The sequence below is a fragment of the Comamonas testosteroni genome (assembly GCF_030505195.1).
In the GTDB taxonomy this organism is placed as follows: domain Bacteria; phylum Pseudomonadota; class Gammaproteobacteria; order Burkholderiales; family Burkholderiaceae_C; genus Comamonas; species Comamonas testosteroni_G.
On sequence record NZ_CP129672.1, the window covers coordinates 2,532,312 to 2,558,137 of the forward strand.

Below are 25,826 nucleotides of genomic sequence, written 5' to 3' on the forward strand. Positions count from 1 at the left end.
AGACAAATTACCGCGCGATGGAGCAGTCTGGTAGCTCGTTGGGCTCATAACCCAAAGGTCGGAGGTTCAAATCCTTCTCGCGCAACCAATCAAAAAAGCCTTCTGGAAACAGAAGGCTTTTTTCGTTGTGCTCGCGCTGGCACAGGCGCCATCTCAGCAAAGATAGGACTTGCGCAAGCAAGAATGCAACAACTGCCTGCCTCCTGCGGGCAGTCACCCTGCCTGAACCCGTTTTGCGTAAGTCTTGAAAGAGATGCCGAGCAAGAGCCGCCTCGCGGCCGGGCCGCCCCGGCGAAGGCATCGCCCCCTCCCTTGGCGCGAGGCGCGTAGAGAGAGGGGTGCCCGGCGAGGGGCGCCCGGCCAGGGCGAAGGCGCGCGTAGCGCCTCAGGGGTGCTTATGGATACAGGCCGCGTGCCTCGCGGGCGTGGAGAATGCGCTTGCAGGCCACGATGAAGGTGGCGGTGCGCAGCGTCACCTTGTGCTCCTGGGCCACGGCCCAGACGCCGGCAAAGGCTTCCTGCATGATGCGCACCAGACGGGCGTTGATTTCGTCTTCGGTCCAGAAGAAGCTGGAGAAATCCTGCACCCACTCGAAGTAGCTCACGGTCACGCCGCCGGCATTCGCAATCACGTCGGGCAGAACCAGCACGCCTTTTTCGCTGAGGATGTCGTCGGCCTCAGGAGTGGTGGGGCCGTTGGCACCTTCGATCACCAGCTTGGCCTTGATCTGGCCGGCGTTTTCCTCGGTGATCTGGCCTTCCAGTGCCGCCGGGATCAGGATGTCGCAATCCACGCCCCAGAAGGCGGCTGCATCCATGGCCTCGCCACCGGCAAAGCCACCCACACCGCCGGTATTGCCCACATGCTCCAGCAATGCCGTCACATCCAGGCCATTGGCGTTCTGAATGGTGCCCGTATGGTCCTGCACGGCCACGACCTTGGCTCCGGCATCGGCAAACAGCTTGCCCGCAGTGCCGCCCACATTGCCGAAGCCCTGCACGGCCACGCGTGCGCCCTGCACATTCAGGCCTGTGAGCTTGGCGGCTTCCACGCCCACGGTGAACACGCCGCGGCCCGTGGCCTCGACGCGACCCAGCGATCCGCCCAGGTCCACGGGCTTGCCCGTGACCACGCCGGTGGCCGTGGCGCCCGTGTTCATGGAGTAGGTGTCCATCATCCAGGCCATGACCTGACCGTTGGTGTTCACGTCAGGTGCCGGAATGTCCTTGGTGGGGCCGATCAGCAGACCGATTTCGCTGGTATAGCGGCGTGTCAGGCGCTCCAGCTCGGCCTTGGACAGCTTTCGCGGGTCGACACGGATGCCGCCCTTGGCGCCGCCGTAGGGCACGTTCACGGCGGCATTCTTGATGCTCATCCAGGCCGACAGTGCCATCACTTCAGACAGCGTCACATCCTGGTGGAAGCGCACGCCGCCCTTGCCGGGACCGCGGCTCAGGTTGTGCTGCACGCGGTAGCCCTCGAAGTGAGCGATACGGCCGTCATCCATCTCGATGGGGACATCGACGATCAGGATGCGCTTGGGACGCTTGAGCGTTTCCACCCAGCGGGCCAGCGAGCCCAGATAGGGGGTGACACGGTCGACCTGTTGCAGATAAATGCCCCAGGGACCGAGATGATCAGGGTTGAGGTAGGAGGGCAGAACATGCGCTGTGGACAGCGCTGAAGAGTCTTTGGCTTGCATGATGAAGGCCTGGTTGACTGAGTGGAGCAAGGTCGTTGTAAGCCCTTGCTGTCCGGGATTCACAGTGTGCGCGCGCCGAATTTTCCTGTCCAAGGCTTCTTGTTTGAGATGCTATGCATTTTGTGCATAACCATCCGAAAGCCGCTCTGGATGTGGGCCAAGCATTCAATCGGTGACATGGAGACAGGAAATTTGCCATCATTGCCGTCATGTCTGAAAACAATGATTGCAAAAGCGGCTGGTGTGGCCCGGCACCGTTTGCCAATACCCCGCCCATAGGGCTGGCTCCCGAGCTGCAGACGCAGGAAGAGGTGCTGCCCGACTGGAAGACGTTGTGGCCCGATTTGCCCGAGGACAGCTATGCCACGGCCGATGCGCTGTGGTGGTCGCGCAAACTGGGCACGGCCCAGGCCTTGGGCGCCGACGTGGCAGCGCTGATGCGCGATGCCACCGATGCCCGTGCCGTGCAAAGCGCGCTGGCACGCACCTGGAACTGGTGGCCCGCCGATCGCGCGCCGCGCTACTGGAAGTCCGGCGGCCCGGGCCGCAACGCAGCTCTGCTGCATGTGCCGCTGCCCGAGGATGGCATTCGCCAGGGATTGAACCCGGTGCCCGCGCCCGAGACCGTCTTCAATCTGCGCTGTGCCGAGGCTGAGATCGCTTTGCGCATAGGCCGGGATGTGAGCGCCGAGCAGGTCGCAGTCCTCGATTACGACAGCGCGCTGGCGCTGGTCGACGCGGCCTGCGTGGCCGTGGAATGGGTGGATGTGCGCTGGCGCGACGGCCTCAAAGCCCCGGCTCTGGCCTTGCTGGCCGACGGCCAGTGCCATGGCGGACTGGCGCTGGGCGAGTGGCAGAGCGCTTCCGTCATCGCCGGCCGCGACTGGGCGCGGCAACTGTGCACGGTGGCCGTGAACGGCGGCCCGCCGCAGCGCTTTACCGGCACGCACAGCCTGGGCGATCCGGCCTGGCTGCTCGTGGACTGGCTGCAGCATGTGGCACGCGAATACGGCAGCGTTCCCGCCGGCACGGTGGTGACGACGGGAACCTGGTGCGGATGTATGTCGCTCAACGCAGGTGACCGTTTTGAGATGCAGTTTGAAGGTCTGGGTCAGCTGGGCTGGCAGTTTTAAGCAAAGCAACGCTGAATGCTTTCTGGGAACTCCTGATTTAATAGCTGCAAGCGCTTTTATTAATTGGCGGTGGTCCTGTTTTGATTAAAAAAGTGGCAGCCGTACTGTGACTGCGGCTCCTTTTTGAAAAGCAGGTAATTCCGGGTACGTGAATGGGCCGAAGAACTCTCCAATTGGGCGCTGTATCGTCAAAAGGGAGTTCAAAAAGTGAGCGACACAGCAATCGCTGCATTGCAGCAAAGACTGGAGCTGGCCGAGGCACGCCTGGAAATCATGGACCTGGAGGCTGAATACGCCAGGGCCTGGGATGCGGGTGATGCAGTGGGATGGGCGGCAGTCTTTACGGAAGACGGCGTGTTTGATCTGGCCGCAGTGGGCCAGGGGCCACGACTGGTTCACACGGGCCGCGAGGAACTACAGGCCTTTTGCGCGCAGGTGGACGCGTTCTACAAAGGCCTGCACTTCATGCACCTGCTGCGACTGCAGATTGATGGTGACACGGCGCAGGCGCGCGTGCATTTCCAGTGGCAGGGCATGTTCAACGCGTCGGTCCAATATTTTGGCCAGCGCACGGTGCTGGGTTACTACGATGTGCGCTATCAGCGTGTGCAGGGCCGCTGGCTGGTGAAACATAGACTGGAAAAAGCCGTCAGCGGCGTGACGACCGAGCACTACGACGTGTATCAGTCCGGCAGTCTGGCGCAGGGCCAGTCCTGACGGACATGAGCCGCAGCCGCGACGGGATTAGTTCACTTTGATCTTGTCCATTGCAGGCGCACCGGGCGGGTACTTCAGTTCCAGATTGCCCAGCACCTCTCGCAGCACCGTGGCCACCATCAGATTGCGATGCGTCTTGGAGTCGGCGGGCACGATGGTCCAGGGCGCCCAGGGCGTGTGCGTGGCACCCAGCAGCCGGCCATAGGCCTGCTGATAGTCGTCCCACTGGGCGCGCACCTTGAGGTCGTTCTCGTCGAATTTCCAGTGCTTGCAGGGGTCGTCCAGGCGCTGCTGCAACCGCTCGCGCTGTTCGTCCTTGCTGATGTGCAGCATGAACTTGACGATCACCGTGCCGGTCTCGCTGAGCATGCGCTCGAAGTCGTTGATCTGCGCATAGCGCTGGGTCTGCTGCCCGGGCGTGAGCCAGCCGTTGACCACGGGCACCAGCACATCCTCGTACTGGCTGCGGTTGAAGAGCACGATCTCGCCCGCCCCCGGCAATTGCTGGTGAATGCGCCACAGATAGTCATGCGCTTTCTCGGTCTCGCTGGGAGCCTTCCAGCCCACAGTGCGCACGCCCAGCGGCGACATGCGGCCGAAGACCGCACGCAGCGTGCCGTCCTTGCCTGCGGCATCCATGCCCTGCAGGATGACCAGAAGCTTGAAGCGCCGGTCGGCATAGAAAACATTCTGCAGCCCGTCCAGTGCCTCGGCCAGCTGGTTCACGCTGTCCTTGTCATATTGCTTGCCCTGGTCGGAGGAAAAGGGCTTGGCGGCCGGGTCGAACTTCTGCAGATCCACTGCGGGACGAGGCTGCCCGGCGGTCAAACGACTGTCGTGTGGTTGGCCCGGGTGCCAGGGCTGCCATAGCTTGCGCAGCGCCTTGTCCTTGGTCTCGAAGGGGTAGACATGGGCAGCGGCGGGCGCAGGAAGTTCCGGTGCCTTCGCTGAAGCCTTGCTCAGAGTTTTGGCGGCAGGTTGGGTGACGGGGGCTGGCTGCGGCGCAGATGACTTGGCCGTCTTGGCGGCTTTGACCGATGCGCTGGTCGGAAACGGCAGGCGTTTGCGTGCCGGCTGGCGGTCCGGCTCAGTGGTCGCAGCAGGCGATGTAGCGGGGGCGGCTTTGGCGGGCTGACGGGGCATGTATTGAAACTCCTGTGCAGTGCAAATTGATTCGCTATGGAATGACTAGCGGCTTACGCTTTTACATTCTGCTCCTGATGCGTTTTTGGCTTCAAGGCCAGATGTTGGAGGCAAGCCCATGGAGGTTCAGCGCTCGCGCAGCAGTTGCACAAAGCGCCTGGCTGCCAGACCCTGGGCACGCTCCTTGGACCAGACCCAGTCCACGAACAAGGTCGTGCCGTTGCTGATGTTGAGCACGGGAATTTCCATCAGCGCGCCGCTGTCGATATGCGATTCCACCAGGCCCTTGGGCAGCCAGCCCCAGGCCAGACCTGCGCCGATCAGCGACAGCGCTGCCTGGTGACTGTCCGTGCGCCAGAGCTGGCGCGCAAACACAAAGCGCGGATCGGTCTGCTGGGGGTCGCGGCTGGCCACCAGCACCTGGCGCGTGGCGGCCAACTGCTCCACCGTGAGCTGTGGCAGTGTGGTGCGCCCCTGCCCATGCTCGGCCAGCGCCTGCTGCCAGGGCTCGAACTGCGGCGACATCACGGCCACCAGCGTCTCGCGGCCCATTTCCTGGAAGCCCTCGCGCCCGTCCATGGCGGGTCGCTCAAATACCAGGGCCAGATGGGCGCGGCCCGCATGCAAAAGCTCCAGCGCATCTGCCTGGGGAGCGGCCAGCACCTCAATCGGCAGCGCGGGAAACTCGTGCACCAGACGGCTCAGCGGTTCGCTCCAGTGCGTGGCCAGCAGCTCGGGGGCGATGGCCAGCGTCAGCCTTTCCTCCAGACCCGCATGCAGCGCCTGAGCCTGCCAGTTCAGCAACTGCAACTGCTCGGCCAGCAGGCGCGCCTGTGGCTCGAGCGCGCGGGCGGCGGCACTGGGCACGGGCTCGCGCCCGCTGCGCTCGAACAGCTGCAGGTCCAGCTCTGCCTCCAGCTGGGCAATGGCCATGCTGACGGCCGAGGGCACACGCCCGAGCTTGCGTGCAGCCGCCGAGAAGGAGCCGGCATCGAGCACGGCAAGAAACAGCGGAACCTGGTCGGCGCTAAAGGACATGGTGTCGATCTGTCAGAAAAATTGAAAGGAACTGACTTTTATCTTCAATTTATAGAACATACACTGCAGCCCATGTCTCAACAAGCCTCAGCGATGGCATCCGCTTCTTCCTCTGCCGCGTCTCTCAAAAATACCGCCGCCTTTGCGGCCCCCGCCAAGGCCAAGGGCCTTCAAGGTCCCAAGCGCCGCATCCTCTATGTGGGCCTGTACGAAATCATCGCCATCATCGTCTCCAGCCTGATCTTCATGGCCATCGGCCAAAAGGCCAGCGACTCCGGCGTCATGGCCGTGGCTGCGTCGGCGATCGCGATCTGCTGGAATCTGAGCTTCAACCACCTGTTCGAAAAATGGGAATCGCGCCAGAGCGTCAAGGGCCGTTCCCTGATGCGCCGCGTGGTGCATGCCATCGGTTTCGAAGGCGGCATCGCCGCCATGCTGATCCCGCTGATGGCCTGGTGGTTCGGCATCTCGCTGTGGGAGGCTGCCGTGATGGAAGCCGGTCTGCTGGTGTTCTTCATGGTCTACACCTTTGCCTTCAACTGGGCCTTTGACCGCATCTTCGGCCTGCCCGCTTCGGCCCAGGCCGTGGCGGCATGATCTGAGCCACACAAGCCTCTGACGCTTGCCCTGAAAGCGCAAGCAACCATGAAAAAAGCGTGTTCCTGTCTACCGGGAACACGCTTTCTTTTGGTTCATCGCGCATTACCGGGGAATGCTGCCCGAATCTTCAGAAAGAAGTAGTCCTGATCGCGGTAGCCATAGGCCCGGCGCTTGATGACCTTGATGGTGTTGTTGATGCCCTCCACAACACTTGTGTTCAACGGATGCCTGCATCGGGCGATGATCCCGTGCAGGTAGCTTTGCAAGCGCTGAGCGAAGGTGCTCAGTGCGGCAATGCCGCTTTGATGGGCTTGATCACACCAGTGCCGCCAGGCGCGATGCGCCCAAGTCGCACGACGGTAGAACCACAACTGTTTGAGCTCGTCGCGCAAGACGTATACCGTCATCAATGGTTGATTGGCCGCCAGCAGTTCCTTGAGTTGCACTGCTTGTTGAGGCTGCAGCTTGTTGCGATTGCGCAGCAGCAACCAGCGGCTGGATTTGAGCACCTTACGTGCTGAGGGCTGTTGGCGCAGCAAGTTGGCCTGATCGACACGCACTCGGTCGATGACCTCCCGGCCGTACTTGGCCACGACATGGAACAGGTCATAGACGATCTCGGCGTTAGGGCAGTGGGCCTTAATCTCCAGCTCGTAAGCCGTAGTCATGTCGATAGCAACTGCGCGAATGCGCTGGGCAACGCCAGCGGGCAACTGCTCGAAGAACTGGCGGGCCGTCTCGCGTGAGCGCCCTTGCCCCACCCACAGCACCTGCCGGCTGATGGGGTCGACGACGACTGTGGCGTAGCGATGGCCCTTGTGCAGCGCAAACTCGTCCATCGCCAGGTACTCGATCTGATCCCATTGCGGCTGCGCAGTGTTGGCCAGCAGCAAGGCTTTGTCGATGGACTTGACGGTGTGCCAGCCCAGATCGAAGAAGGCCGCTACCGCCTTGATGCTGCTGCTGCGAAGCAACTGGCTGCACGCCTGCGCCAGACGGTCTGTGACGCGCTGGTAGCGACCGAGCCAGCTGAGTTTCTCCAGGTGCGGGCCACCACAGCTATCGCACCACAGACGCCGACGCGGCACATGTAGCACCACTCTGTACTCGAACAATGCCAGATCGCGCACGCGCCGTGTCGTGGTCTCATGGACTTGGCTGCACTGCGCACCGCAGCGCTCGCAATGCATGACGCTGGCCTGCGGCTTCAGATAAATCGACACGGTGCGGCTATCGCCCTGGGGCCACTGCACACGTTCAACCACGTAGCCCTCCCAGCCGCCAAGAGCCTGCAATAACTTCGAGTCCAGCATTTGATTTGTTCTCCGATGTCAGTGTCGTTGCCATCAGATTACAAAACGAACGGGCTTATCTCCACGAAATTCCTCGATGAACCTTTCTTTTTGGGCCTGATGCAGCGCTCAGCGAAGAATGCTGAGCATGGCCTGCAGCACAAAGGCGTTGATGAGGTCGATGAAGAAGGCGCCGACCAGGGGCACGATCAGAAAGGCCTTGTGCGAAGGGCCGTACTGGTTGGTGATGGCCTGCATGTTGGCAACGGCCGTGGGTGTGGCTCCCATGCCGAAGCCGCAGTGGCCGGCGGCCAGCACGGCGGCGTCGTAGTTGCGGCCCATGATGCGGAAGGTAACGAAGGCCGCATACAGCGTCATGACGATGGCCTGCGCGGCCAGAATGACCATCAGCGGGCCGGCCAGATCGGTCAGCTCCCACAGCTTGAGCGACAGCAGCGCGATGGCCAGATAGATGGACAGCGAGGCATTGCCGAAGACGTCGATGGCACGGTCGAAGACCTTGAAGCCGAACATATAGTCCAGCACGTTGCGGATGACCACGCCGCCGGCCAGCGCCCAGACAAAGGTAGGCAGCTGGATGACCGTTCCCATGGTCAGGCCGGTCATGAATTCGGCAAAGGCCAGGCAGCCCGCGAAGAGGGCCAGTGTCTCCACCGCCGCATCGGCCGTGATCAGGCGCGGTGCCTTGTTGGGCGACTCGAAGTTGGCGACCGCGCTGCCTTCGCTCACGGTGGGCGCATCAGCGCGCAGCTGCTCGGACTCGGTCAGCGGCTGGGCCAGTTGATGGCGCGTGATCAGCCGCTTGGCCAGCGGGCCACCCACCAGGCCGCCGATGACCAGACCGAAAGTGGCGCAGGCAATGCCCAGGGTGGTGGCTCCCGTGAGACCGTATTGGTTTTCCAGCACCGAGCCCCAGGCACCGGCCGTACCGTGACCACCCACCAGCGTGATGGAGCCCGCGACCAGACCGATCAGCGGATCCAGCCCCAGCAAGGAAGCCAGACTCACGCCCACGATGTTCTGCATCATGATGAAGACGGCAATCACACCCAGGAAGAGTAACAGCGAGGAGCCGCCCTCACGCAGCTTGGCGAAGTTCGCGCTCAGGCCGATGGAGGAGAAGAACACCAGCATGAACGCCGACTGCAGGCTTGCTTCGAAGCTCAGCGCCAGTCCCGTGGTCTGATGCAGCATGAAGATGATGGCCGCCACGACCAGGCCGCCGGAGACAGGCTCGGGAATATTGAAGTCGCGCAGAAAGCGGATATGTCTTGTCATGAGCTTGCCAAGCATGAGCACAAGCACGGCCATGATGAGGGTGTAGTACGCGCCGAAGGTCACGTTCATGAAGATCTCCTGGGTGGTTCCATGCAACGGCCGAATGGCCTGCCCGGTCATGGCTGGCCATTCGGCGGTGCACGGCTGAGCATATGGACCAGACATTTGCTGTCGATGGTGCCAAAGACTCAAAGATAGGGGCTGTAGGTGCTTGTCCACTCATGGCAAGCGGACCCGTCGGTGCCGGGCTGCCTGAGAGCAGGAAAGCGGTGCGCTCCATTCCCTGCGAATGTGCACCATGGCGGGAATATGCTTGAAATGAGATGGTCGCATTCGTGTTCTGCGAAATTACCTTTTGCCCTGCTCCTGTTTTTGGGGTGTGGAAAGTCGAATCTGCTATAGCCATTCGCAAAGAGCCCGCCTGCACAGCCGCGGGGCAAAGCGCCTTGACGCCCCGATTGCCCGCCCTCGCCGTAGAATGACGGGCTTCACCCCGAGGAGCGCTGCAGCAGGTCATCCCTGAGATGTTTGACCCGTCAGGCTCGGGGTCGCAGATCCGGCTGGCGATCTGCCTGCACTCCCAACGGCGCTCACCTGTTTTCGATTCTGTTTCTGGTTTTCACACAGGTGAGCTGATGTCCGCTGCTATCCCTTCCACTGCCATTCCTCCCATGCGCCTGTCGGGCCTGGAGCCCGTCTTCATCGGCGATGAGACGCTGTTCGTCAACGTGGGCGAGCGCACCAACGTCACCGGCTCCAAGGCCTTTGCGCGCCTGATCCTGAATGAGCAGTACGAGGAGGCGCTGGCCGTGGCGCGCCAGCAGGTGGAAAACGGCGCCCAGGTGATCGATGTGAACATGGACGAGGCCATGCTGGACAGCAAGGCCGCCATGGTGCGCTTTCTGAATCTGATTGCCTCCGAGCCCGATATCGCCAAGGTGCCGGTGATGGTGGACAGCTCCAAGTGGGATGTGATCGAAGCCGGCCTGCGCTGCCTGCAGGGCAAGGGCATCGTCAACTCGATCTCCATGAAGGAGGGCGTCGAGGAATTCAAGAAGCACGCCAAGCTGGTCAAGCGCTATGGCGCTGCCGCCGTGGTGATGGCGTTTGACGAAAAAGGCCAGGCCGACACCTTTGCTCGCAAGATCGAGATCTGCGAACGCGCCTACCGCATTCTGGTCGACGAAGTGGGCTTCCCGCCTGAGGACATCATCTTCGACCCCAACATCTTTGCCGTGGCCACCGGCATCGAAGAGCACAACAACTACGGCGTTGATTTCATCGAGGCCGTGCGCTGGATCAAGCAGAACCTGCCCGGAGCGAAGGTCTCGGGCGGCGTCTCCAATGTCTCGTTCTCGTTCCGTGGCAACGACCCCGTGCGCGAGGCCATCCACACGGTGTTCCTCTATCACGCGATTGGGGCAGGCATGGACATGGGCATCGTCAATGCCGGCATGGTCGGTGTGTACGATGACCTGGAGCCCCAGCTGCGCGAGCGCGTGGAGGACGTGGTGCTCAACCGCCGCCCCGATGCGGCCGAGCGCCTGCTGGAGATCGCCGACAGCGCCAAGGGCGCGGCCAAGGACGACAGCAAGAAGCTCGAGTGGCGCGGCACGCCCGAGGCACCGAAGACCGTGGGCGAGCGTCTGTCGCATGCCTTGGTGCACGGCATCACCGACTTCATCACCGAAGACACCGAAGAGGCCTACCAGCAGATCGTGGTGCAGGGCGGAGGCCGCCCGCTGCACGTGATCGAAGGCCCGCTCATGGACGGCATGAATATCGTCGGCGACCTGTTCGGTGCCGGCAAGATGTTCCTGCCCCAGGTGGTCAAGTCCGCGCGCGTGATGAAGCAGGCCGTGGCCCACCTTGTGCCCTATATCGAGGAAGAGAAGCGCCAGCAGGAAGCGGCGGGCCTGGACGTGACCAGCAAGGGCAAGATCGTCATCGCCACGGTCAAGGGCGACGTGCACGACATCGGCAAGAACATCGTCACCGTGGTCCTGCAGTGCAACAACTTCGAAGTCATCAACATGGGCGTGATGGTGCCCTGCCACGAGATCCTGGCGCGTGCCAAGGCCGAGGGCGCGGACATCATCGGCCTGTCGGGCCTGATCACTCCCAGCCTCGAAGAGATGCAGTATGTGGCCGGCGAGATGGACAAGGACGACTACTTCCGCATCAAGAAGATTCCGCTGCTGATCGGCGGCGCGACCTGCTCGCGCGTGCATACGGCCGTGAAGATTGCTCCCAAGTACGACGGCCCCGTGGTCTATGTGCCCGACGCCTCGCGCTCGGTCAGCGTGGCGCAGAGCCTGCTGGGCGAAGGCAAGCAGGCCTATCTGAACGAGCTGAGCGCCGACTACGACAAGGTGCGCACCCAGCATGCCAACAAGAAGAAGACGCCGCTGTGGACGCTGGAGCAGGCCAGAGCCAATGCTGCCGTGGTGAACCATGCCCCCGTGGTGCCGCGCACCCTGGGCCGCCGCGTGTTCAAGAACTTCGACCTGGCCGAAATTGCCCAGTACATCGATTGGGGCCCGTTCTTCCAGACCTGGGATCTGGCGGGGCCGTACCCGGCCATCCTCGACGATGAGGTCGTGGGCGTGGAAGCGCGCAAGGTACTGGCCGATGCCCAGCTCATGCTGCAAAAGATCATTGACGGCCGCTGGCTGCAGGCCAATGGCGTGATGGGCCTGTTCCCGGCCAATCGCGTGGGCGACGACATCGTGTTCTACACCGACGAGTCGCGCAGCCAGGTGCTGACCACCTGGTACGGCATGCGTCAGCAGACCGAAAAACAGGCCGTGGACGGCCCGGATGGCCGGCCCGTGATGCGCCCCAGCCGCTGCCTGGCCGATTTTGTGGCCACCAAGGAGTCGGGCATTGCCGACTATGCAGGCCTGTTTGCCGTGACTGCCGGCATCGGCGCTGAAAAGAAGGACAAGGAGTTCGAAGCTGCGCTGGACGACTACAGCGGCATCATGTTCAAGGCCCTGGCCGACCGTCTGGCAGAAGCCTTTGCCGAATGTCTGCACCAGCGCGTGCGCAAGGATCTGTGGGGCTATGCCGAAGACGAGAGCCTGAGCAACGAGGAACTCATCAAGGAAGCCTACAAGGGCATTCGCCCCGCGCCCGGCTATCCTGCCTGCCCCGATCACACGGCCAAGATCGATCTGTTCAAGACGTTGCAGGCCGATGAAATCGGCATGACGCTGACCGAGAGCCTGGCCATGAACCCCGCATCCAGCGTGAGCGGCTTCTACATCGGCAACCCCGAGGCCAGCTACTTCAACGTGGGCCAGATCGGCGAAGACCAGCTCGCCGATATGGCCCAGCGACGCGCTATGGATATCGAGGAGCTGCGCCGTTATCTGGCGCCGAATCTGGGCTGAGCCCGCTTCGAGGTTGTACCTCGCAGATGAAAAAAGCCAGGGTCGATCCTGGCTTTTTTTCGTTGGGAGTGTGTCGCTCAGAGGCGTTGCTTGAGCACGGGGGCGAGTGTGGCACGCAGCCGGTCGCCGGGCTCCTCGGTCTCGGTCGCGCGGATTTCCAGCGAGCGCTCCACCATGCCTATATGCTCCAGCAGCAGGGCCTTGGCACCCTCGGTGTCGCCGCGCTCCAGGGCGGCCACGATGCGTTCGTGCTCGGCGCAGGACTGGCTGGCGCTGTGCGTGGACTGATAGAGCGTGGCAGCCAGGGTGGTGCGTGCCGTCAGATCGCGCAGCGTGTCGGCCAGCAGCCGGTGGCCCATCTGTTCGGCCAGGCAGACATGGAAATCCGCAAGCAGGAAGGCACGCGTGGCGCTGTCCGCGCCGGCAATGGCTTTTTGCTCCTGGGCGATATGGCGGCGCAGCCTGGTGATGACGCGCTGCAGCGGCTTGCCGGCCTCCTGCAATATGCCGGTCTCGATGATCCGCCGGGCAGAGAACGCGTCCATGGCCTCGGCCGCCGAGGGCTGGACCACGTACCAGCCCCTGCGGGCCTGAACCTGGACAAAGCCACGCGCCTGCAGCTGCATCAGCGCTTCGCGCACCACGGTGCGGCTGACGTCGAAGTTGTTGGCCAGCTCCTGCTCTCCCAGTCGTTCGCCGGGTGCCAGCTTCTGGGCCAGGATGGCTTCGACAACGCGTTCCGCGATGTGTTGTGGAGAGGCAGGAGTCATTGCTTGGTTCAGTGGCTGGAGTGAGGGATGGGGACTATGACAGGCGGCACGATAGCAGATGCATGGTCTTCTTCTTGGGTCAGTGGCTCGGCCTTGCCGTCAAGTACCGCATGGGCACGTTCGCGGTCGATGTCGCCCTCCCAGGCTGCAATCGCCACGGTGGCCACGCAGTTGCCGACCAGATTGCCCAGAGCGCGTGCAATGCCCATGAACCAGTCCACCGACAGCACCAGCACCAGGCCGATCGCAGGGATGGCGGGAATGGCGTGCAAGGTGGCGGCCAGCACCACGATGGCCGATCCCGGTACGCCGTGTGCGCCCTTGGAGGTCACCAGCGCGATGGCCAGAATGGTCAGCAGGTCGGACATGCTGATCGGGGTGTTGGTGGCCTGGGCGATGAAGACCGCAGCCAGCGTGATGTAGATGGAGAACGCGTCCAGGTTGAAGGAGTAGCCCGTGGGAATCACCAGGCCCACGGTGGAGTCGCGTACACCCATGTTGCGCAGCTTGGCCATGATCTGGGGCAGCACGCTGTCGGACGAGGTGGTCGCGAAGACGATGGTCAGCTCCTCGCGCAGATAGCGCAGCAGCTTGATCAGGCTGAAGCCGGACAGGCGCATCACCAGGCCCAGCACCACGAACACGAAGATCAGCACCGAGACGTAGAACAGCGCCACCAGCATGCCCAGCTGCTTGAGCGAGCCTATGCCGTACTGGCCCACGGTGAAGGCGATGGCGCCCAGCACGCCCAGCGGTGCCAGCTTGATGATGATGCCCATGACCTTGAACAGGGCCATGGACAAGGCGTCCACCAGATCAGAGACGGGCTTGCCGCGCTCGCCCAGCATGGTCAGCGCGCAGCCGAACAGCACGGCGAACAGCAGCACCTGCAGCACGTCGCCCTTGGCGAAGGCCTCCACCACGGTGGTGGGAATGAGCTTCATGAGAAAGTCCACCGTGCCGCCGCTGGTCAGCTTGTCGGCATTGCTGGCGTAGGCCGCCATGGCCGAGGCGTCGAGCTTGCTGGTGTCCACGTTCATGCCCACGCCGGGCTCGAAGACAAAGGCCAGCACCAGGCCCATGCCCAGGGCGATGGTGGTCAGCACCTCGAAATAGATCAGGGCCTTGACGCCCACGCGACCGACGCGCTTGAGGTCGCCCGCGCCGGCAATGCCGTGCACGACCACGCAGAACACCAGTATGGGAATGATCATCTTGATGAGCTTGATGAAGCCATCGCCCAGGGGTTTGAGTTTCACGGCCCATTCAGGGGCCAGCAGTCCGGCGAGCACACCCAGTATGAGTGCGATCACTACCTGTCCGAACAGTGATCTGACAAAGCGGCGCATAGTCGTCTTTCGCAAGTTGTGGAATCTTGTATGCAAGTTGGCTGAAACTTGAATACAAGAATGTAGGCAAGCGAAAGGCGTGCCAGCAGAGGGTATTCCTGCAGATTTGTATCCATTAGGGGAGGATCAGCCCTGACTTTCACGTATGAAATAAAAGGGCGTTCCGCCTTGGTGCGAGAGGGCGCACAGGCATGCACGCGCGTGGTGCGCGGGCGCAGCGCATGCCCAAAGCCAGGGCATGAGGCTTACAGCAGCGGGCTCAGTGCACCCAGCAGGTTGTCCCAGATGCGTTTGCGCCAGAGAGTGGCTCGCACCTGTTCCAGCGTCACCGCATCGGAGTCGCGCAGATAGCTTTGCTGGCGCTGACGGATGGCCTCGGTGATGGCTTCGTCGTGCAGCAGCACATTGTTCTCGAAGTTCAGGTCAAAGCTGCGCAGATCCAGATTCGTGGAGCCGATCAGGCTGACCGAGCCGTCCAGGCACAGGGTCTTGGCATGCAGCAGGCCGGGGCGGAATTCGTGGATATGGACGCCGGCGCTCAGCAGCCGCCAGTAGTGGCTGCGACTGACGGCGCCGACGATCCAGGAGTCATTGCGGGCGGGCAGGATCAGCGTGACCTGTACCTGGCGCAGCGCGGCAGCGCACAAGGCATCGAGCACCGTGCTGTCTGGTACGAAGTAGGGGGTGGAGATCACGACCTCGCGCTGCGCACAGGCCAGCAGGCTGGCAACCAGCTGGGGTGTAGAGCGTGCTCTTTCCGTCGGCCCTTCGGCAATCGCAACAGCATGGAAGCCGCCGTCAGCGGCAGCGCCGGCCTCGGCCTCGATTGCCGGAGGTGCAAAGCGCGCATCGGACTGCGCCCAGTCGCTGGCAAAGGCCTGCTGCATCTGCATGACCACGGGCCCCTGCAGGCGCAGCATGATGTCCACCCAGGGGGCATAGCGAGACTTGATGCGAAAGCCTTCGTCGGCGCAGTTCTGGCTGCCGCAATAGAAGATCCTGCCGTCGATGAGCGTGATCTTGCGGTGGTTGCGCAGGTCGATGCGGCTGGTCAGCATGACCTTGAGCAGATTGCTGATGGGCAGGGCAATGGCCAGGTGCACGCCGGCCTGCCGCATCTGCTGCCACAGTGGCGAGCGCGTCAGTGCGCGCGACCCCAGTCCGTCGACCATGGCCCTGCAGGTCACGCCGCGCTGTGCGGCACGCATCAGGGCATGGGCCACATCGGTGCCGGTGCTGTCGTCCAGCCAGATGTAGTACAGCACATTGATCTCGTGGCGTGCGGCATCCATGTCGGCCAGCATCTGCGCACGGGCATGTGCGCCATCGCGCATCAGCTCGGCCCTGTGGCCGGGCAGCGGCACGAAGCCGTTGATGGAGGAGGCATAGCGGAAGGCCGGCAGCCATTGATCGGGAATAGCCGGCAGTGCCTGCGGGCTGCGGCCGGCATCAGCCGCGGCGCCGCTGCGGGACTGGCAGAACTGGCGCACATTGAGTCTTCTGCGGCCTGGTACGCGGCCCAGGGCCACTTCGCCAAACAGGTAGTACAGCAGGCAGCTCACATAGGGCAGCAGCACGATGACCATGAGCCAGGCCAGTCGCACGTCGGGCCGCATGTCCCGGCGCAGCAGGATGCGCAGGCCGAAACCGGCAATCAGCAATACATGAAGAGTCAGCAGCAGCCAGGTCATGAATCAGTGCAGCAACGATGGACCTTGTCGAGCATAACGGGCTCTGCCCCAAGCACAAGCTGCAAGCCCTGATTCATATGCAACGAGCTTGAACTCTTTGATGGGAAAGCGCGACCTGCTATCAGTAATGCAGCGACAGACGATGGATACGGCACTGGCATGGAACCTGCTTCCTTCTTTGTCAAAGCAAACAAGCAGGGGGGAGTGCATGGAAATGGTGCCATTGACTGCCATCGACAAGGCAGACACGGGTTGGGTCATGGTTGCGTCGGCGCTGGTCTTGCTGATGACCTTGCCGGGCATCGCCCTGTTCTATGCGGGGCTGGTGCGTCGCAAGAATGTGGTCAACACCATGGTGGCCGTGTTCGCGGTGGCCTGTGTGGTGACCCTGACCTGGTTCGGCCTGGGCTACTCGCTCGCGTTTACTGCCGAGTCTGCCTGGCTGGGCAATCTGGGGCGCGCCTGGTTTGCCTCATTGCACTTTGATGGCCGGCGCAGCGTGATCTCTGTCAGCCATCTGGCGCCGCATCTGCCCGAAGCGGCCTATGCCCTGTTCCAGGCCGCATTCGCCATCATCACCACCTCGCTGATCGTGGGGGCCGTGGTCGAGCGCATGCGCTTTGCGGCCCTGCTGGTGTTTGCCGCGCTGTGGAGCGTGGTGGTCTATGCACCGGTGGCGCACTGGGTGTGGGAGAGCGGCGGCTGGCTGAACCAGCTGGGCGCACTGGACTTTGCCGGCGGTGCCGTGGTGCATGTGAACGCGGGCGTGGCAGCGCTGGTCTGTGCCTTCATGATGGGGCGCAGGCGTGGCTATGGCACCGAGCCCTTCGAGCCGCACAGCCTGGGCTGGACGGCCATGGGCACGGCCTTGCTGCTGTTCGGCTGGTTCGGCTTCAACGCCGGATCGGCCCTGTCCGCCGACGGGCGTGCAGCGCTGGCCTTTGTGGTCACGCTGGTGGCGGCCTCGGCCGCCGGACTGGCATGGATGGTGGTGGAGTGGCTGGTTCGCGGCGCTCCGACCTTGCTGGGACTGCTCTCGGGCATGGTGGGCGGTCTGGTCGCCATCACTCCTGCCGCCGGATTTGTGCAGGTGGGCAGTGCGGTGTGGATAGGCCTGATTGCGGGCGCCCTGTGCTTCTGGGGCGCAACCTGGCTCAAGCGCCGGCTGGGGGCCGACGACTCGCTCGATGTCTTCGGCGTGCACGGTGTGGGCGGCATTGCCGGCTCCATCCTCACGGCGGTGTTTGCCGACCCCCTGATCGCAGGCACAGGCGCCACGGTGCTGAATCAGCTGATTGCGGTGGCAGCGGTGGCTGCCTACAGCGGCGCAGCCACGGCCGGGTTGCTGGTGCTGATCCGTCTGCTGATGCCGTTGCGGGTGGATGCCGTGCAGGAAATCGAGGGCCTGGATATCAGCCTGCATCTGGAGCGTCAGCACTAGTGGTCCATCAAAGACTGGAGCGATGTATGGAGGACAGCGAGCGAGTGGCGGTGGCGGCACATCTGCATGTGGTGTTGCGCCGCAAGACGGGCCGGGTGACCGATACCGAGTGGATGGCCTGCAACCAGGCCTACGCACAGGCCATGGTGGCCTTTGCGCTGGAGCATGCACGAGAGCAACAGGACGAGGAGCTGGCGCGCCTGGCCCGGCGTCTGCAGGACAGCTGGAGCTGCGACAAGCCCCGGCATGCAGCGCCTGCCGGGACCGTGCAGAGCGACGGCTCCGTCACCGCCAAGGCCGCCGAGATACTGCGCACCTCGGCACGCTATATCGGCGGGCTGCGCTGAGACACAAGCCTGGCCTATTGCTTTGTCAGCTCGGCAATATAGGCATCGCGGGCCTTCACGCCATCGGCCGTGAAGTCGGTGAACACGCCGTCAATGCCCAGACGGTAGTAAGGCAGATATTCCTGCAGCGGGTCGCCCTTGAAGATGCCCGCGAGCCGGCTGGCCTCGCTGCGGAAGGTAAAGCTGTGCACCACCAGGCCGGCCTTGTGGGCGTTGGCGATCAGGCCGGTGTCCTTGAGCGTGTTGACGTCCTTGAGGCCTGCGCCGTCCTTGTACGGAACGACGGAATGGGCCAGCACCTGGGGCTTCCAGGGGCCGATGCCGTCGGCATAGGTCTTGATCTCGGCCAGGCCTGCCGGCGTCTGCATGACTGCGAAGGTGCGCGCATCGCCGGCCAGAGTCCAGCTATAGGGGCGGCCGCTGATGAAGGTCCATTCGTCGGCGGTGATATAGCCTACGGAGCCGTCCCTGAAGTTGTAGTCGTTGCCATCGATCAGCTGCACCGCCTTGGCCTGCATGCCCGCCTTGCGCAGATACTTCAGGCTGTTGGGGTCGAAGCTCTGGATGTAGATGGGCGCTTCCTTGCGGTTGAGGTTGTTGCTGTCCAGCAGCGCCATCACGGCATCTTCGAACGGGTGCTCGCCCGTGCCGCAACTGTTGGCAATGGCCTGCTGGTTGTTCCAGTAAGGATTCTTGGTCTCGGCGTAGACGGCAATCGTGCGGCCTGCCGCCTTGCCCTTGGCCAGCGCGATATCGATCACATCCTGGGCGCTGATCAGCGGCAGCTTGCCATTCCATTCGCTGGGGCGATCGGCGCGGTTGTCCAGCGTGGTGCCGCCAAACAGCGTGCGCAGCTCATGCAGGGTGAAGTCCGAGATGGACCAGTCGCCGGTGTGGTCCTCGCCATCGACCACCAGCGCCTGCAGCACCGACTTCTGATTGTTAGGATCGATGCGGTCGCTCAGGTACTGCGCGGGGCCGTTGGCGGCAATGGCCGGGTACTTCACGTTGACCAGCACGCCGGGCGTGTTGCGCTTGCGGCCCGCCACATAGGCATTGATCTTGGCGACCTCGGCGATATTGGTGCTGTCGCTGAGCCAGGCGTTGTGGCGAGCCACCAGCTGGCAGTCGCGGCTCAGGTGCATGTCCAGCTCGATCATGTCGGCACCGGCATCGATGGCTTTCTCGTAGGCCATCTGTGTCTGCTCGGGGTACAGCCCCGAATAGCCGCGGTGGGCGATGACCTGGGGCTGCTTGCCGTCCAGCGTCAGAAACTGCGGCGCAGGTGCCGGCGTCGGGCCGTCTCCACCGCCACAGGCGCTCAGGGCAAGGGCGGCAAGCAAGGTCAGAGCAAAGGCGGGGTGGCGGGTATGGGACATAGGTTCAGGCATGGATGGAGATCGCCTCATGCTTGCGGTTGTTGATGACGCTTGTGTGACCATGCCCTCAAAGCGTGTTCACGCTCCGAAGCACAAGGCTGCCGGGCGGCAGCCCTGTGCGGGATGCGACTGTTACAGCCCCAGCTTCTTGGCGACGTAATCGGCATCCTTGTCGCCGCGTCCCGAGAGATTGACCAGAATATGCTGGTCCTTGCCAAGCCCCGGCGCTTCGCGCATGGCCCAGGCCACGGCGTGTGCACTTTCCAGAGCCGGGATGATGCCCTCCACGCGCGACAGCGTCATGAAGGCATTCAGGCACTCTTGGTCGTCCACGGACTGGTAGTCAACGCGGCCTATATCCTTGAGGTAGCTGTGCTGCGGGCCCACGCCCGGGTAGTCCAGGCCCGAGGCAATGCTGTGCACGGCGGCCGGCGTTCCGTCGGCGTTCTCCAGCACATAGCACTTCATGCCGTGAATCTCGCCGGGCTTGCCAACCGACAGCGTGGCGGCATGGCGGCCGGGCTTGTCCACGCCCTCGCCGGCAGGCTCCACGCCCACCAGATGCACGGATGCGTCACCCAGGAAGGCCGTGAAGATGCCCATGGCATTGCTGCCCCCGCCCACGCAGGCCGCCACATGGTCGGGCAGCTTGCCATGCCGGCTCTGGAACTGCTCGCGTGCCTCACGACCGACGATGGACTGGAAGTCCCGCACCATCATGGGAAAGGGGTGGGGGCCGACCACCGAGCCAATCGCGTAAATGGTGTTGACGGGGTCTTGCAGATAGACCTCGAAGGCGCTGTCCACGGCTTCCTTCAGCGTGGCTGCGCCGCGCGTCACGGGCACCAGATTGCAGCCCAGAATGCGCATCTTGGTGACGTTGGGGTGTTCCTTCTCGATATCCACCTGGCCCATGTGAATCTCGCAGGGAATGCCCACCAGTGCACAGGCCGTGGCCAGGGCCACGCCATGCTGGCCGGCGCCGGTCTCGGCAATGACTTTTTTCTTGCCCATGAACTTGGCCAGCAGCGCCTCGCCCAGGCAGTGGTTGATCTTGTGAGCGCCCGTGTGATTCAGATCCTCGCGCTTGAGATGGATCTGCGCGCCGCCCAGTTGATCGGACAGGCGCTTGGCATGAAAGATGGGGCTGGGTCGGCCCACATAGTCGGCAAACAGCGCGGCCAGCTCGTCCTGGAAGTCCTGACGCCTGACGATCTCTTCGTAGGCCGCGGCAATCTCGTCCATGCATTGCTTGAGCTCTGGCGGCACGAGCTGGCCGCCGTAGGGGCCGAAGAAGCCTTGCGCATCGGGCATGGCCTGGGGGTTCTGGGTCATGGCTTGTCTCCTTGGTGTGTGGTGCAGCGAAGCTGCATTCATAGCACACGGCGGGCTCAAGGCGCTTGCAGGCAAGTCCGGATGGAATCGGCACAGAAAGGAGCGCAGCCCTCAAGATGAAAGCGCTGACAGCTATTGTTTTGATATTGGCGGCAACAAGCTTCTGCTCTGAAACACAATAGCGACATGAAAGCCAGCTCAGCCCGCGACATTGTCTTTGCTCATGCTCTGGAAACTGCAGCTCCGCACGAGGCGCTGCCCACGGCCGAGCGTTGCACTGCCATCACGCAGGAGTGCCTGCACGCCCAGGGCAAGGTCAAGGGTGGCGGCCGTGCGGCGTTTGAAGGCTTTCTGCATGAGCGGGCACAACGCGTGATTGCTGCAGCGCAGCTGCCTGCCGACATACGGGCGATGGCCCGTCAGCGCGCCGGTATCTCAAGCTGGATGGTGCTGGTCGTGATGGCAGCGGCATTTGCGCTGGGCTTTGCGGGTCATGCGATCACAGACCCGCATCGTGTGGACCTGCTCTCTGCTTCTCTGATCGGGATCGTGCTGTGGAATCTGCTGGTCTATGCGCTGTTGCTGCCGACCTGGTTGCGCAGTCTGGCGCGGCGCAGGAAGACGGTTATTGCACCGCTGGAGCCTGGGCAGGGTCAGGGTGCCGTCGCGGCCCCCGGTGGCTGGCTGCAAAAACTGCAGGCAAGGAAGTGGAGTGTTTCGCGCGGCACGGGGCTGCGCAAGATGGCGCTGAACTTCGAGCGCAACTGGTGGCAGGTCAACCAGCAGCCACGTCATGCGCAGTGGTTGATGTGCCTGCATCTGGGCGCGGCCATGCTGGCGCTGGGAGCGCTGGCATCGCTATGGCTGACCGGCCTGACCAGGGCGTATCAAGTGGGCTGGGAGAGCACTTTCCTCTCGCCGTCTGCCGTGCAGACCTGTCTGAACATGCTGTTTGCGCCGGTGCAGCATCTGCTGGGTCTGGCACCGTGGAGTCTGGCGCAGATCCAGGCGCTGCAGGGCTGGTCGGCCGGTGATGCCGCAGATGCGGGGCCACGCTGGGTGCAGCTCTACAGCTGGCTGCTGGGCTTGATGGTGGTGGCGCCGCGCCTGCTGCTGGCGCTTTGGCAGGGGGTCAGGGTCTGGTGGTTGAGTCAGCATCTGGCCTTGCCGCTGCAGCAGCCTTATTTCCAGAAGCTGCAGCGTGACTGGGCGGGACGCGCAACGGCGCTGCTGGTGCAGCCCTACAGCCTGGACATCACGCCCGAGCGCGAAGCCGCCCTGCGCAACCATGTGGCGCAGAGCTACGGCGCTGGTGCGCAGCTTGAGCTGCTGCCTGTGCTGGCCTATGGCTCGCCCTTGCCGGACGCTTCGGCCGTTGACGCACAGCAGGTGCTGCTGCTCAATCTGGCTGCCACGCCGGAGGCGGAAATTCATGGCGTGCTGCTGGCGCAGGTATTGAACCGCTGGGGCGCGCAGACCGATGTGTGGCTATGGGCGGCGGATTTTCGTGCGCGCAACAGCGGTGCCCCGGCGCGAGTGCAGGAACGCGAGCAGCTGTGGCGGGAATTCGTGCGCGGCGCGGGCCTGAACGCGACCCTGGTGCCCGGCGCAGGAGTGTGATGATGAGTGAGAACAATGTGCTGGTTCCGAGTGACAACAGCATTCAGTGGTGTCTGTTGTCGCACACCAATATCGGCAAGACCACGCTGACCCGTACGCTGATGGCCGACGATGTCGGCGAGATTGACGATGCCGCCCATGTGACCACGCAGTCGCAGCGCTATCTGCTTCAGAAAACGCAGCAGGGCGATGAGCTGTGGCTTTGGGACACACCGGGTTTCGGCGACTCCGTGCGGCTTTATGAGCGCCTGCGGCAGCAGGGCAATCCGCTGGGCTGGTTTCTCAGCAATGTCTGGGACCGCTGGCGCGACAAGCCTTTTTACCTGAGCCAGCGTGCCTTGCTTGCTGCGCGCGATCATGCGGATGTGATGCTCTACCTCGTCAACGCGGCAGAGGACCCGGCCGATGCCGGCTACTGGAGCGCCGAGATGAACATACTGGCCTGGCTGAACAAGCCGGTCATCGTGCTTCTCAACCAGATCGGCAGCGACACCACGGCAGAGCAGACGCAGGAAGATTTGCGGCGCTGGCAGCAGGCGACGCAGAGCTTTCAAAGCGTGGTGCGCGACGTGCTGGTGCTGGATGCCTTCACGCGCAGCTGGTGGCATGAGCGCAAGATGATGCAAAGCATTGCGCCGCTGTTGCCCCGGTCCAAACAGCCCGCCTACCGGCGTCTGCTGGAGCAGCGGGCCTGGCAGCAGCAACAGCGCGAGCAGGCGAGCCTGGCGGTCATGGCAGATCAGTTGCTGGCGGCGGCGGGGCTGCATGAAAAGCTCGACCCTGAGCAAGGCAAGCTGCTGGTGCGTGCCTGGCAAAGCCTGAGCCAGCTCACCACCAAACTGGGCAAATCGGCAGAGGGTGAAGAGCGGCTCGGAACGCAAGCCAAGGCAGCCGTTCAGCGGCTGATGCAGGCTTTGCGTCAGGCCGATGTGCAGGCCACCCAGCGCTTGCTCGAGATTCATGGACTCGACGGTCAGGCGGCCAGTCAGATTCAGGATCAACTGCGCAACGAGCTTCAGATCACCACGCCCGTGGATGCGCAGGCGGCCAGCTTGTGGGGGGCGTTGACTGCCGGTGCGGCCACAGGACTGGGGGCCGATCTGATGGCAGGAGGCTTGACGCTGGGTGCCGGTGCCCTGGTGGGGGCGCTGTTGGGGGCGCTCACCTTTGGGGGAGCGGCCTGGGGAGCGAACAAGATGTTCGATCAGGAGCAGCAGAGCTTTCGACTCTCGACCGACTATCTGAACGCCAGCGTGAGTCAGGTATTGCTCAAGTACCTGCTGATCTCGCATTTCGGTCGTGGTCGCGGTCGCTACACCAGCCCTGCTGCGCCCAGTCAATGGAGTGAGCTGACCCAGGTCACGGTGCAGGTGCAGGCTGCGCGATGGGCAGCTCTCTGGGCGCAGCTGCGTGAAGCACATGCCGCAGGGGCGGCGGTCGATGCGCACAGAGTCGCCACGATGGAGCTGCTCTCGCAAAGCCTGCAGCAGATCATGGTCGATCTCTATCCGGGGCTGAACGCAGAGTCCGGTGTCAGAGACGGGGGAAACGCACCGTAAACAGGGCACCGCCGCGCTCGGACACGCCGGCGCTGACGGTTCCGCCCTGTGAAGTCACCAGTGCCTTGACGATGGACAGGCCCAGACCGGAGCCTTCTCTGCGACGCTTGCCGGGAGTCTGGACAAAGCGCTGGAAGGGGTGGGCCTGAACTTCGTCAGCAAGGCCGGGCCCCGCATCGCCCACTTCCAGGGTCACCCATGACCGGCTCTGGTGGTCGGAGGTCGTATGCACCCGTATGCTCAGCCAGTGGCCGCTGCTGGCATGACGCAGCACGTTGCTGATGAGGTTGGTGGTGATCTGGCGCAAGCGATCGACGTCGGCCTTGATGTCGGTGCTGCCATCGCCGTCCTGCATGGGCAGATCCAGTGACAGCGCCATGTCCAGCTTTTGCAGCTGTGGGTGCAAGTCCTCGACGACATCGCCAACCAGTGCAGCAAGGTCTATGCGTTCCTTGCGCAGGGACAGTTGTCCTGCGTCGGCCATGGACAGGGTGTGCAGATCGCCGACCAGCCGTCCCAGATGCTCGACCTGGCCCAGCAGCGTCTTCATCTCGGCCGGGCTGGAGTCGATGACGCCGTCGCAGATCGCGTGCAGGCGAGCCTGCAACACCGTCAAAGGGGTTCGCAGCTCGTGGGAGATTGAGGCGGCCGTGGCCAGGCGCTCTGCTTCCAGCGTCTCCAGAGAATCGACCATGCCGTTGAAGGCGTCGATCATCTCGGCCATCTCGCCATGGGCATTGCCTTTGACAGCTCTGGAGGCCAGATCGCCACGCTCCACGCGCGCAGCCACTTCCACCATGGAGGCCAGCGGACTGGTGATGCGTCGCGAAATCCAGAAGCCCACGGCCATGCCGAAAGGCAGGCTGACAGCCAGACCGATGACCAACGACCATTTCTCGCCAAACAGGCGGTCGCCTTCCCAGTACTCGGAGTAGATCTGAAGGGCTCTGGGGCTGTCTTCCAGATCCTGGGACTTCAGCGCTTCCAGCTCTGTCTTGACGGGGCTTGGCAGGTGGCGATAGAACTCGCGGTACTGCAACTCGGAAAACGTCAGCACGCCAATCGCCAGCGAGGCAATGGCCAGCAGCACGGCCGCCGTGATCCACAGACCAAAGCGGACCCAGATGCGGTTCAGTCCCAGGGCCATAGACGATAGCCAATACCGCGCACGGTCTCGATCAGCCCGTCCTGGCCGGCCAGTTGCAGCTTGCGGCGCAGCTTGGAGAGGTGGGAGTCGATCACCCGCTCCAGCGCATCGCTTTCCGGCAGGCAGTTCTCAATCAGGTAGGCACGTGAAAAGCAGCGGCGTGGCTGGGCTGCCAGGCAGTCCAGCAGACGGAATTCCGTGAGCGTCAGTGCCAGAGGCACGGCCTGGCCAGCATCGTCATAGACGGCTGCACTGTGGGCTTCCACATCGATCTCTATCGGTCCGACGCGTATGGGCGCTGCCACCGGCGCAGGCTTGGCCTGGGTGCGGCGCAGCACGGCACGCACGCGGGCCACCACCTCGGGAGGGTTGAAAGGCTTGACCACATAGTCGTCCGCTCCCAGGCGCAGTGCCAGCAGCTTGTCCACATCGTCTGCCAGAGCCGTCACCATGATGACGGGGACATCGCTGTCATTGCGAATCATGCGCAGCACATCCACTCCATCGACCTTGGGCAGATGAATGTCCAGCAGCACCAGGTCCGGGCGCAGTTGGCGAAAGCTCTGCAGGGCTTCCTCGCCATCCTGCGCCATGCGAATGCGCAGGCCGTCGCGCTCCAGATAGGCGCTGAGAACGCCCGCAATTGCGGGTTCGTCTTCGACCACAAGCACCATCGGCGTGGAAGCAGGTTGAGCAAAAGTAGTCATGGTTTTGTGTGCAGCAAAGTCATGCATCTGCTGGACTCCCTGAAACTTGTTATCTGCACATTATGGGCGTTGCCGCTGCAACAGCCGAATGGCTACGGTTCTCCATAATTCCTACATAAACCCTGCAATCTGGCGAAAGCTTGCTGCCGTCCAATGGCAAG

The 25,826-nt window shown here is 63.2% G+C and carries 20 protein-coding genes, 1 tRNA gene and 1 riboswitch; of the genes, 9 read left to right on the top strand and 12 right to left on the bottom strand.

Translation table 11 applies throughout. The features are described from left to right. Positions 1-11 precede the first annotated feature (11 nt). Positions 12-88 (top strand) — tRNA-Met (locus tag QYQ99_RS11530). Between the two features lie 307 nt (positions 89-395). Here QYQ99_RS11530 and QYQ99_RS11535 read toward each other — a convergent pair. Then, the gene (locus tag QYQ99_RS11535; RefSeq protein WP_302092756.1) at positions 396-1,703 is read right to left on the bottom strand and encodes a Glu/Leu/Phe/Val family dehydrogenase; all 1,308 of its coding nucleotides are present in this window, start codon (positions 1,701-1,703) and stop codon (positions 396-398) included. Between the two features lie 209 nt (positions 1,704-1,912). On the opposite strand from QYQ99_RS11535, the gene QYQ99_RS11540 reads away from it, so the two are divergent. Together QYQ99_RS11540 and QYQ99_RS11545 are read left to right on the top strand one after the other, a co-directional pair. Beyond that, positions 1,913-2,836, top strand: coding sequence for a fumarylacetoacetate hydrolase family protein (locus tag QYQ99_RS11540; protein ID WP_302092757.1), 924 nt, complete (start codon positions 1,913-1,915; stop codon positions 2,834-2,836). Between the two features lie 207 nt (positions 2,837-3,043). Next, entirely contained in the window at positions 3,044-3,553 is a 510-nt protein-coding gene (locus QYQ99_RS11545) for a nuclear transport factor 2 family protein (protein WP_302092758.1), read from the top strand. A gap of 27 nt (positions 3,554-3,580) precedes the next feature. On the opposite strand, the gene QYQ99_RS11550 is transcribed toward QYQ99_RS11545, so the two are convergent. Together QYQ99_RS11550 and QYQ99_RS11555 are read right to left on the bottom strand one after the other, a co-directional pair. Beyond that, positions 3,581-4,696, bottom strand: coding sequence for a PPK2 family polyphosphate kinase (locus tag QYQ99_RS11550; RefSeq protein ID WP_302092759.1), 1,116 nt, complete (start codon positions 4,694-4,696; stop codon positions 3,581-3,583). Between the two features lie 126 nt (positions 4,697-4,822). After that, positions 4,823-5,734: a LysR family transcriptional regulator gene (locus tag QYQ99_RS11555; protein ID WP_302092760.1), complete on the bottom strand. Its 912-nt coding sequence runs from the start codon at positions 5,732-5,734 to the stop codon at positions 4,823-4,825. Positions 5,735-5,827: 93 nt separating this feature from the next. Here QYQ99_RS11555 and QYQ99_RS11560 point away from each other — a divergent pair, with 93 nt between their 5' ends. Next, on the top strand, positions 5,828-6,331 hold the full coding sequence (locus QYQ99_RS11560; protein WP_302092761.1) for a PACE efflux transporter: 504 nt from the start codon (positions 5,828-5,830) through the stop codon (positions 6,329-6,331). 95 nt (positions 6,332-6,426) lie between these two features. Here the strand turns inward: QYQ99_RS11560 and QYQ99_RS11565 are convergent, their stop codons facing one another. After that, complete coding sequence (locus QYQ99_RS11565) at positions 6,427-7,647, bottom strand: ISL3 family transposase (protein WP_302089465.1); 1,221 nt, start codon at positions 7,645-7,647, stop codon at positions 6,427-6,429. A gap of 108 nt (positions 7,648-7,755) precedes the next feature. Next, positions 7,756-8,994, bottom strand: coding sequence for a sodium/glutamate symporter (gene gltS, locus QYQ99_RS11570; RefSeq protein WP_302092762.1), 1,239 nt, complete (start codon positions 8,992-8,994; stop codon positions 7,756-7,758). Positions 8,995-9,414: 420 nt separating this feature from the next. Further along, positions 9,415-9,524, top strand: a riboswitch (S-adenosyl-L-homocysteine riboswitch). A 36-nt stretch (positions 9,525-9,560) separates the two neighbouring features. On the opposite strand from gltS, the gene metH reads away from it, so the two are divergent. Then, positions 9,561-12,320 (top strand): methionine synthase, encoded by a 2,760-nt coding sequence (gene metH, locus QYQ99_RS11575; RefSeq protein WP_302092763.1) that lies wholly within the window; start codon positions 9,561-9,563, stop codon positions 12,318-12,320. 77 nt (positions 12,321-12,397) lie between these two features. Here the strand turns inward: metH and QYQ99_RS11580 are convergent, their stop codons facing one another. From QYQ99_RS11580 to cls, 3 genes are all read right to left on the bottom strand, one after another. Beyond that, entirely contained in the window at positions 12,398-13,090 is a 693-nt protein-coding gene (locus tag QYQ99_RS11580; RefSeq protein ID WP_003071890.1) for a GntR family transcriptional regulator, read from the bottom strand. Positions 13,091-13,098: 8 nt separating this feature from the next. Next, positions 13,099-14,439, bottom strand: coding sequence for a C4-dicarboxylate transporter DctA (locus QYQ99_RS11585; RefSeq protein ID WP_302093157.1), 1,341 nt, complete (start codon positions 14,437-14,439; stop codon positions 13,099-13,101). Between the two features lie 245 nt (positions 14,440-14,684). Further along, positions 14,685-16,130 (bottom strand): cardiolipin synthase, encoded by a 1,446-nt coding sequence (gene cls / locus QYQ99_RS11590; RefSeq protein ID WP_302092764.1) that lies wholly within the window; start codon positions 16,128-16,130, stop codon positions 14,685-14,687. Between the two features lie 208 nt (positions 16,131-16,338). On the opposite strand from cls, the gene QYQ99_RS11595 reads away from it, so the two are divergent. Then, entirely contained in the window at positions 16,339-17,571 is a 1,233-nt protein-coding gene (locus QYQ99_RS11595; RefSeq protein ID WP_302092765.1) for an ammonium transporter, read from the top strand. A gap of 26 nt (positions 17,572-17,597) precedes the next feature. Then, complete coding sequence (locus QYQ99_RS11600; RefSeq protein ID WP_302092766.1) at positions 17,598-17,918, top strand: hypothetical protein; 321 nt, start codon at positions 17,598-17,600, stop codon at positions 17,916-17,918. Positions 17,919-17,932: 14 nt separating this feature from the next. On the opposite strand, the gene QYQ99_RS11605 is transcribed toward QYQ99_RS11600, so the two are convergent. Continuing rightward, a complete protein-coding gene (locus QYQ99_RS11605; protein WP_302092767.1) occupies positions 17,933-19,309 on the bottom strand; it encodes a glycerophosphodiester phosphodiesterase family protein in 1,377 nt (458 codons plus the stop codon). Positions 19,310-19,429: 120 nt separating this feature from the next. Then, entirely contained in the window at positions 19,430-20,632 is a 1,203-nt protein-coding gene (gene trpB / locus QYQ99_RS11610; RefSeq protein ID WP_302092768.1) for a tryptophan synthase subunit beta, read from the bottom strand. Between the two features lie 186 nt (positions 20,633-20,818). On the opposite strand from trpB, the gene QYQ99_RS11615 reads away from it, so the two are divergent. Further along, the gene (locus QYQ99_RS11615) at positions 20,819-22,252 is read left to right on the top strand and encodes a DUF2868 domain-containing protein (RefSeq protein WP_302092769.1); all 1,434 of its coding nucleotides are present in this window, start codon (positions 20,819-20,821) and stop codon (positions 22,250-22,252) included. Then, complete coding sequence (locus tag QYQ99_RS11620; protein ID WP_302092770.1) at positions 22,252-23,811, top strand: DUF3482 domain-containing protein; 1,560 nt, start codon at positions 22,252-22,254, stop codon at positions 23,809-23,811. The genes QYQ99_RS11615 and QYQ99_RS11620 overlap by 1 nt, the downstream gene beginning before the upstream one ends. Here the strand turns inward: QYQ99_RS11620 and QYQ99_RS11625 are convergent. Both QYQ99_RS11625 and QYQ99_RS11630 read right to left on the bottom strand, forming a co-directional pair. Then, positions 23,786-24,958, bottom strand: coding sequence for a sensor histidine kinase (locus QYQ99_RS11625; RefSeq protein WP_302092771.1), 1,173 nt, complete (start codon positions 24,956-24,958; stop codon positions 23,786-23,788). The genes QYQ99_RS11620 and QYQ99_RS11625 overlap by 26 nt on opposite strands. Continuing rightward, the gene (locus tag QYQ99_RS11630) at positions 24,943-25,692 is read right to left on the bottom strand and encodes a response regulator (protein WP_437439069.1); all 750 of its coding nucleotides are present in this window, start codon (positions 25,690-25,692) and stop codon (positions 24,943-24,945) included. The genes QYQ99_RS11625 and QYQ99_RS11630 overlap by 16 nt, the downstream gene beginning before the upstream one ends. Positions 25,693-25,826 lie beyond the last annotated feature (134 nt).

What these genes read in the sequence shown, in the direction of transcription:
- QYQ99_RS11535 (WP_302092756.1), bottom strand. Translation starts at nt 1,703, where the DNA reads ATGCAAGCCAAAGACTCTTCAGCGCTGTCCACAGCGCATGTTCTGCCC.
- QYQ99_RS11540 (WP_302092757.1), top strand. Translation starts at nt 1,913, where the DNA reads ATGTCTGAAAACAATGATTGCAAAAGCGGCTGGTGTGGCCCGGCACCG.
- QYQ99_RS11550 (WP_302092759.1), bottom strand. Translation starts at nt 4,696, where the DNA reads ATGCCCCGTCAGCCCGCCAAAGCCGCCCCCGCTACATCGCCTGCTGCG.
- QYQ99_RS11555 (WP_302092760.1), bottom strand. Translation starts at nt 5,734, where the DNA reads ATGTCCTTTAGCGCCGACCAGGTTCCGCTGTTTCTTGCCGTGCTCGAT.
- QYQ99_RS11560 (WP_302092761.1), top strand. Translation starts at nt 5,828, where the DNA reads ATGGCATCCGCTTCTTCCTCTGCCGCGTCTCTCAAAAATACCGCCGCC.
- QYQ99_RS11565 (WP_302089465.1), bottom strand. Translation starts at nt 7,647, where the DNA reads ATGCTGGACTCGAAGTTATTGCAGGCTCTTGGCGGCTGGGAGGGCTAC.
- gltS (WP_302092762.1), bottom strand. Translation starts at nt 8,994, where the DNA reads ATGAACGTGACCTTCGGCGCGTACTACACCCTCATCATGGCCGTGCTT.
- metH (WP_302092763.1), top strand. Translation starts at nt 9,561, where the DNA reads ATGTCCGCTGCTATCCCTTCCACTGCCATTCCTCCCATGCGCCTGTCG.
- QYQ99_RS11580 (WP_003071890.1), bottom strand. Translation starts at nt 13,090, where the DNA reads ATGACTCCTGCCTCTCCACAACACATCGCGGAACGCGTTGTCGAAGCC.
- QYQ99_RS11585 (WP_302093157.1), bottom strand. Translation starts at nt 14,439, where the DNA reads ATGCGCCGCTTTGTCAGATCACTGTTCGGACAGGTAGTGATCGCACTC.
- cls (WP_302092764.1), bottom strand. Translation starts at nt 16,130, where the DNA reads ATGACCTGGCTGCTGCTGACTCTTCATGTATTGCTGATTGCCGGTTTC.
- QYQ99_RS11595 (WP_302092765.1), top strand. Translation starts at nt 16,339, where the DNA reads ATGGAAATGGTGCCATTGACTGCCATCGACAAGGCAGACACGGGTTGG.
- QYQ99_RS11600 (WP_302092766.1), top strand. Translation starts at nt 17,598, where the DNA reads ATGGAGGACAGCGAGCGAGTGGCGGTGGCGGCACATCTGCATGTGGTG.
- QYQ99_RS11605 (WP_302092767.1), bottom strand. Translation starts at nt 19,309, where the DNA reads ATGCCTGAACCTATGTCCCATACCCGCCACCCCGCCTTTGCTCTGACC.
- trpB (WP_302092768.1), bottom strand. Translation starts at nt 20,632, where the DNA reads ATGACCCAGAACCCCCAGGCCATGCCCGATGCGCAAGGCTTCTTCGGC.
- QYQ99_RS11615 (WP_302092769.1), top strand. Translation starts at nt 20,819, where the DNA reads ATGAAAGCCAGCTCAGCCCGCGACATTGTCTTTGCTCATGCTCTGGAA.
- QYQ99_RS11620 (WP_302092770.1), top strand. Translation starts at nt 22,252, where the DNA reads ATGATGAGTGAGAACAATGTGCTGGTTCCGAGTGACAACAGCATTCAG.
- QYQ99_RS11625 (WP_302092771.1), bottom strand. Translation starts at nt 24,958, where the DNA reads ATGGCCCTGGGACTGAACCGCATCTGGGTCCGCTTTGGTCTGTGGATC.
- QYQ99_RS11630 (WP_437439069.1), bottom strand. Translation starts at nt 25,692, where the DNA reads ATGCATGACTTTGCTGCACACAAAACCATGACTACTTTTGCTCAACCT.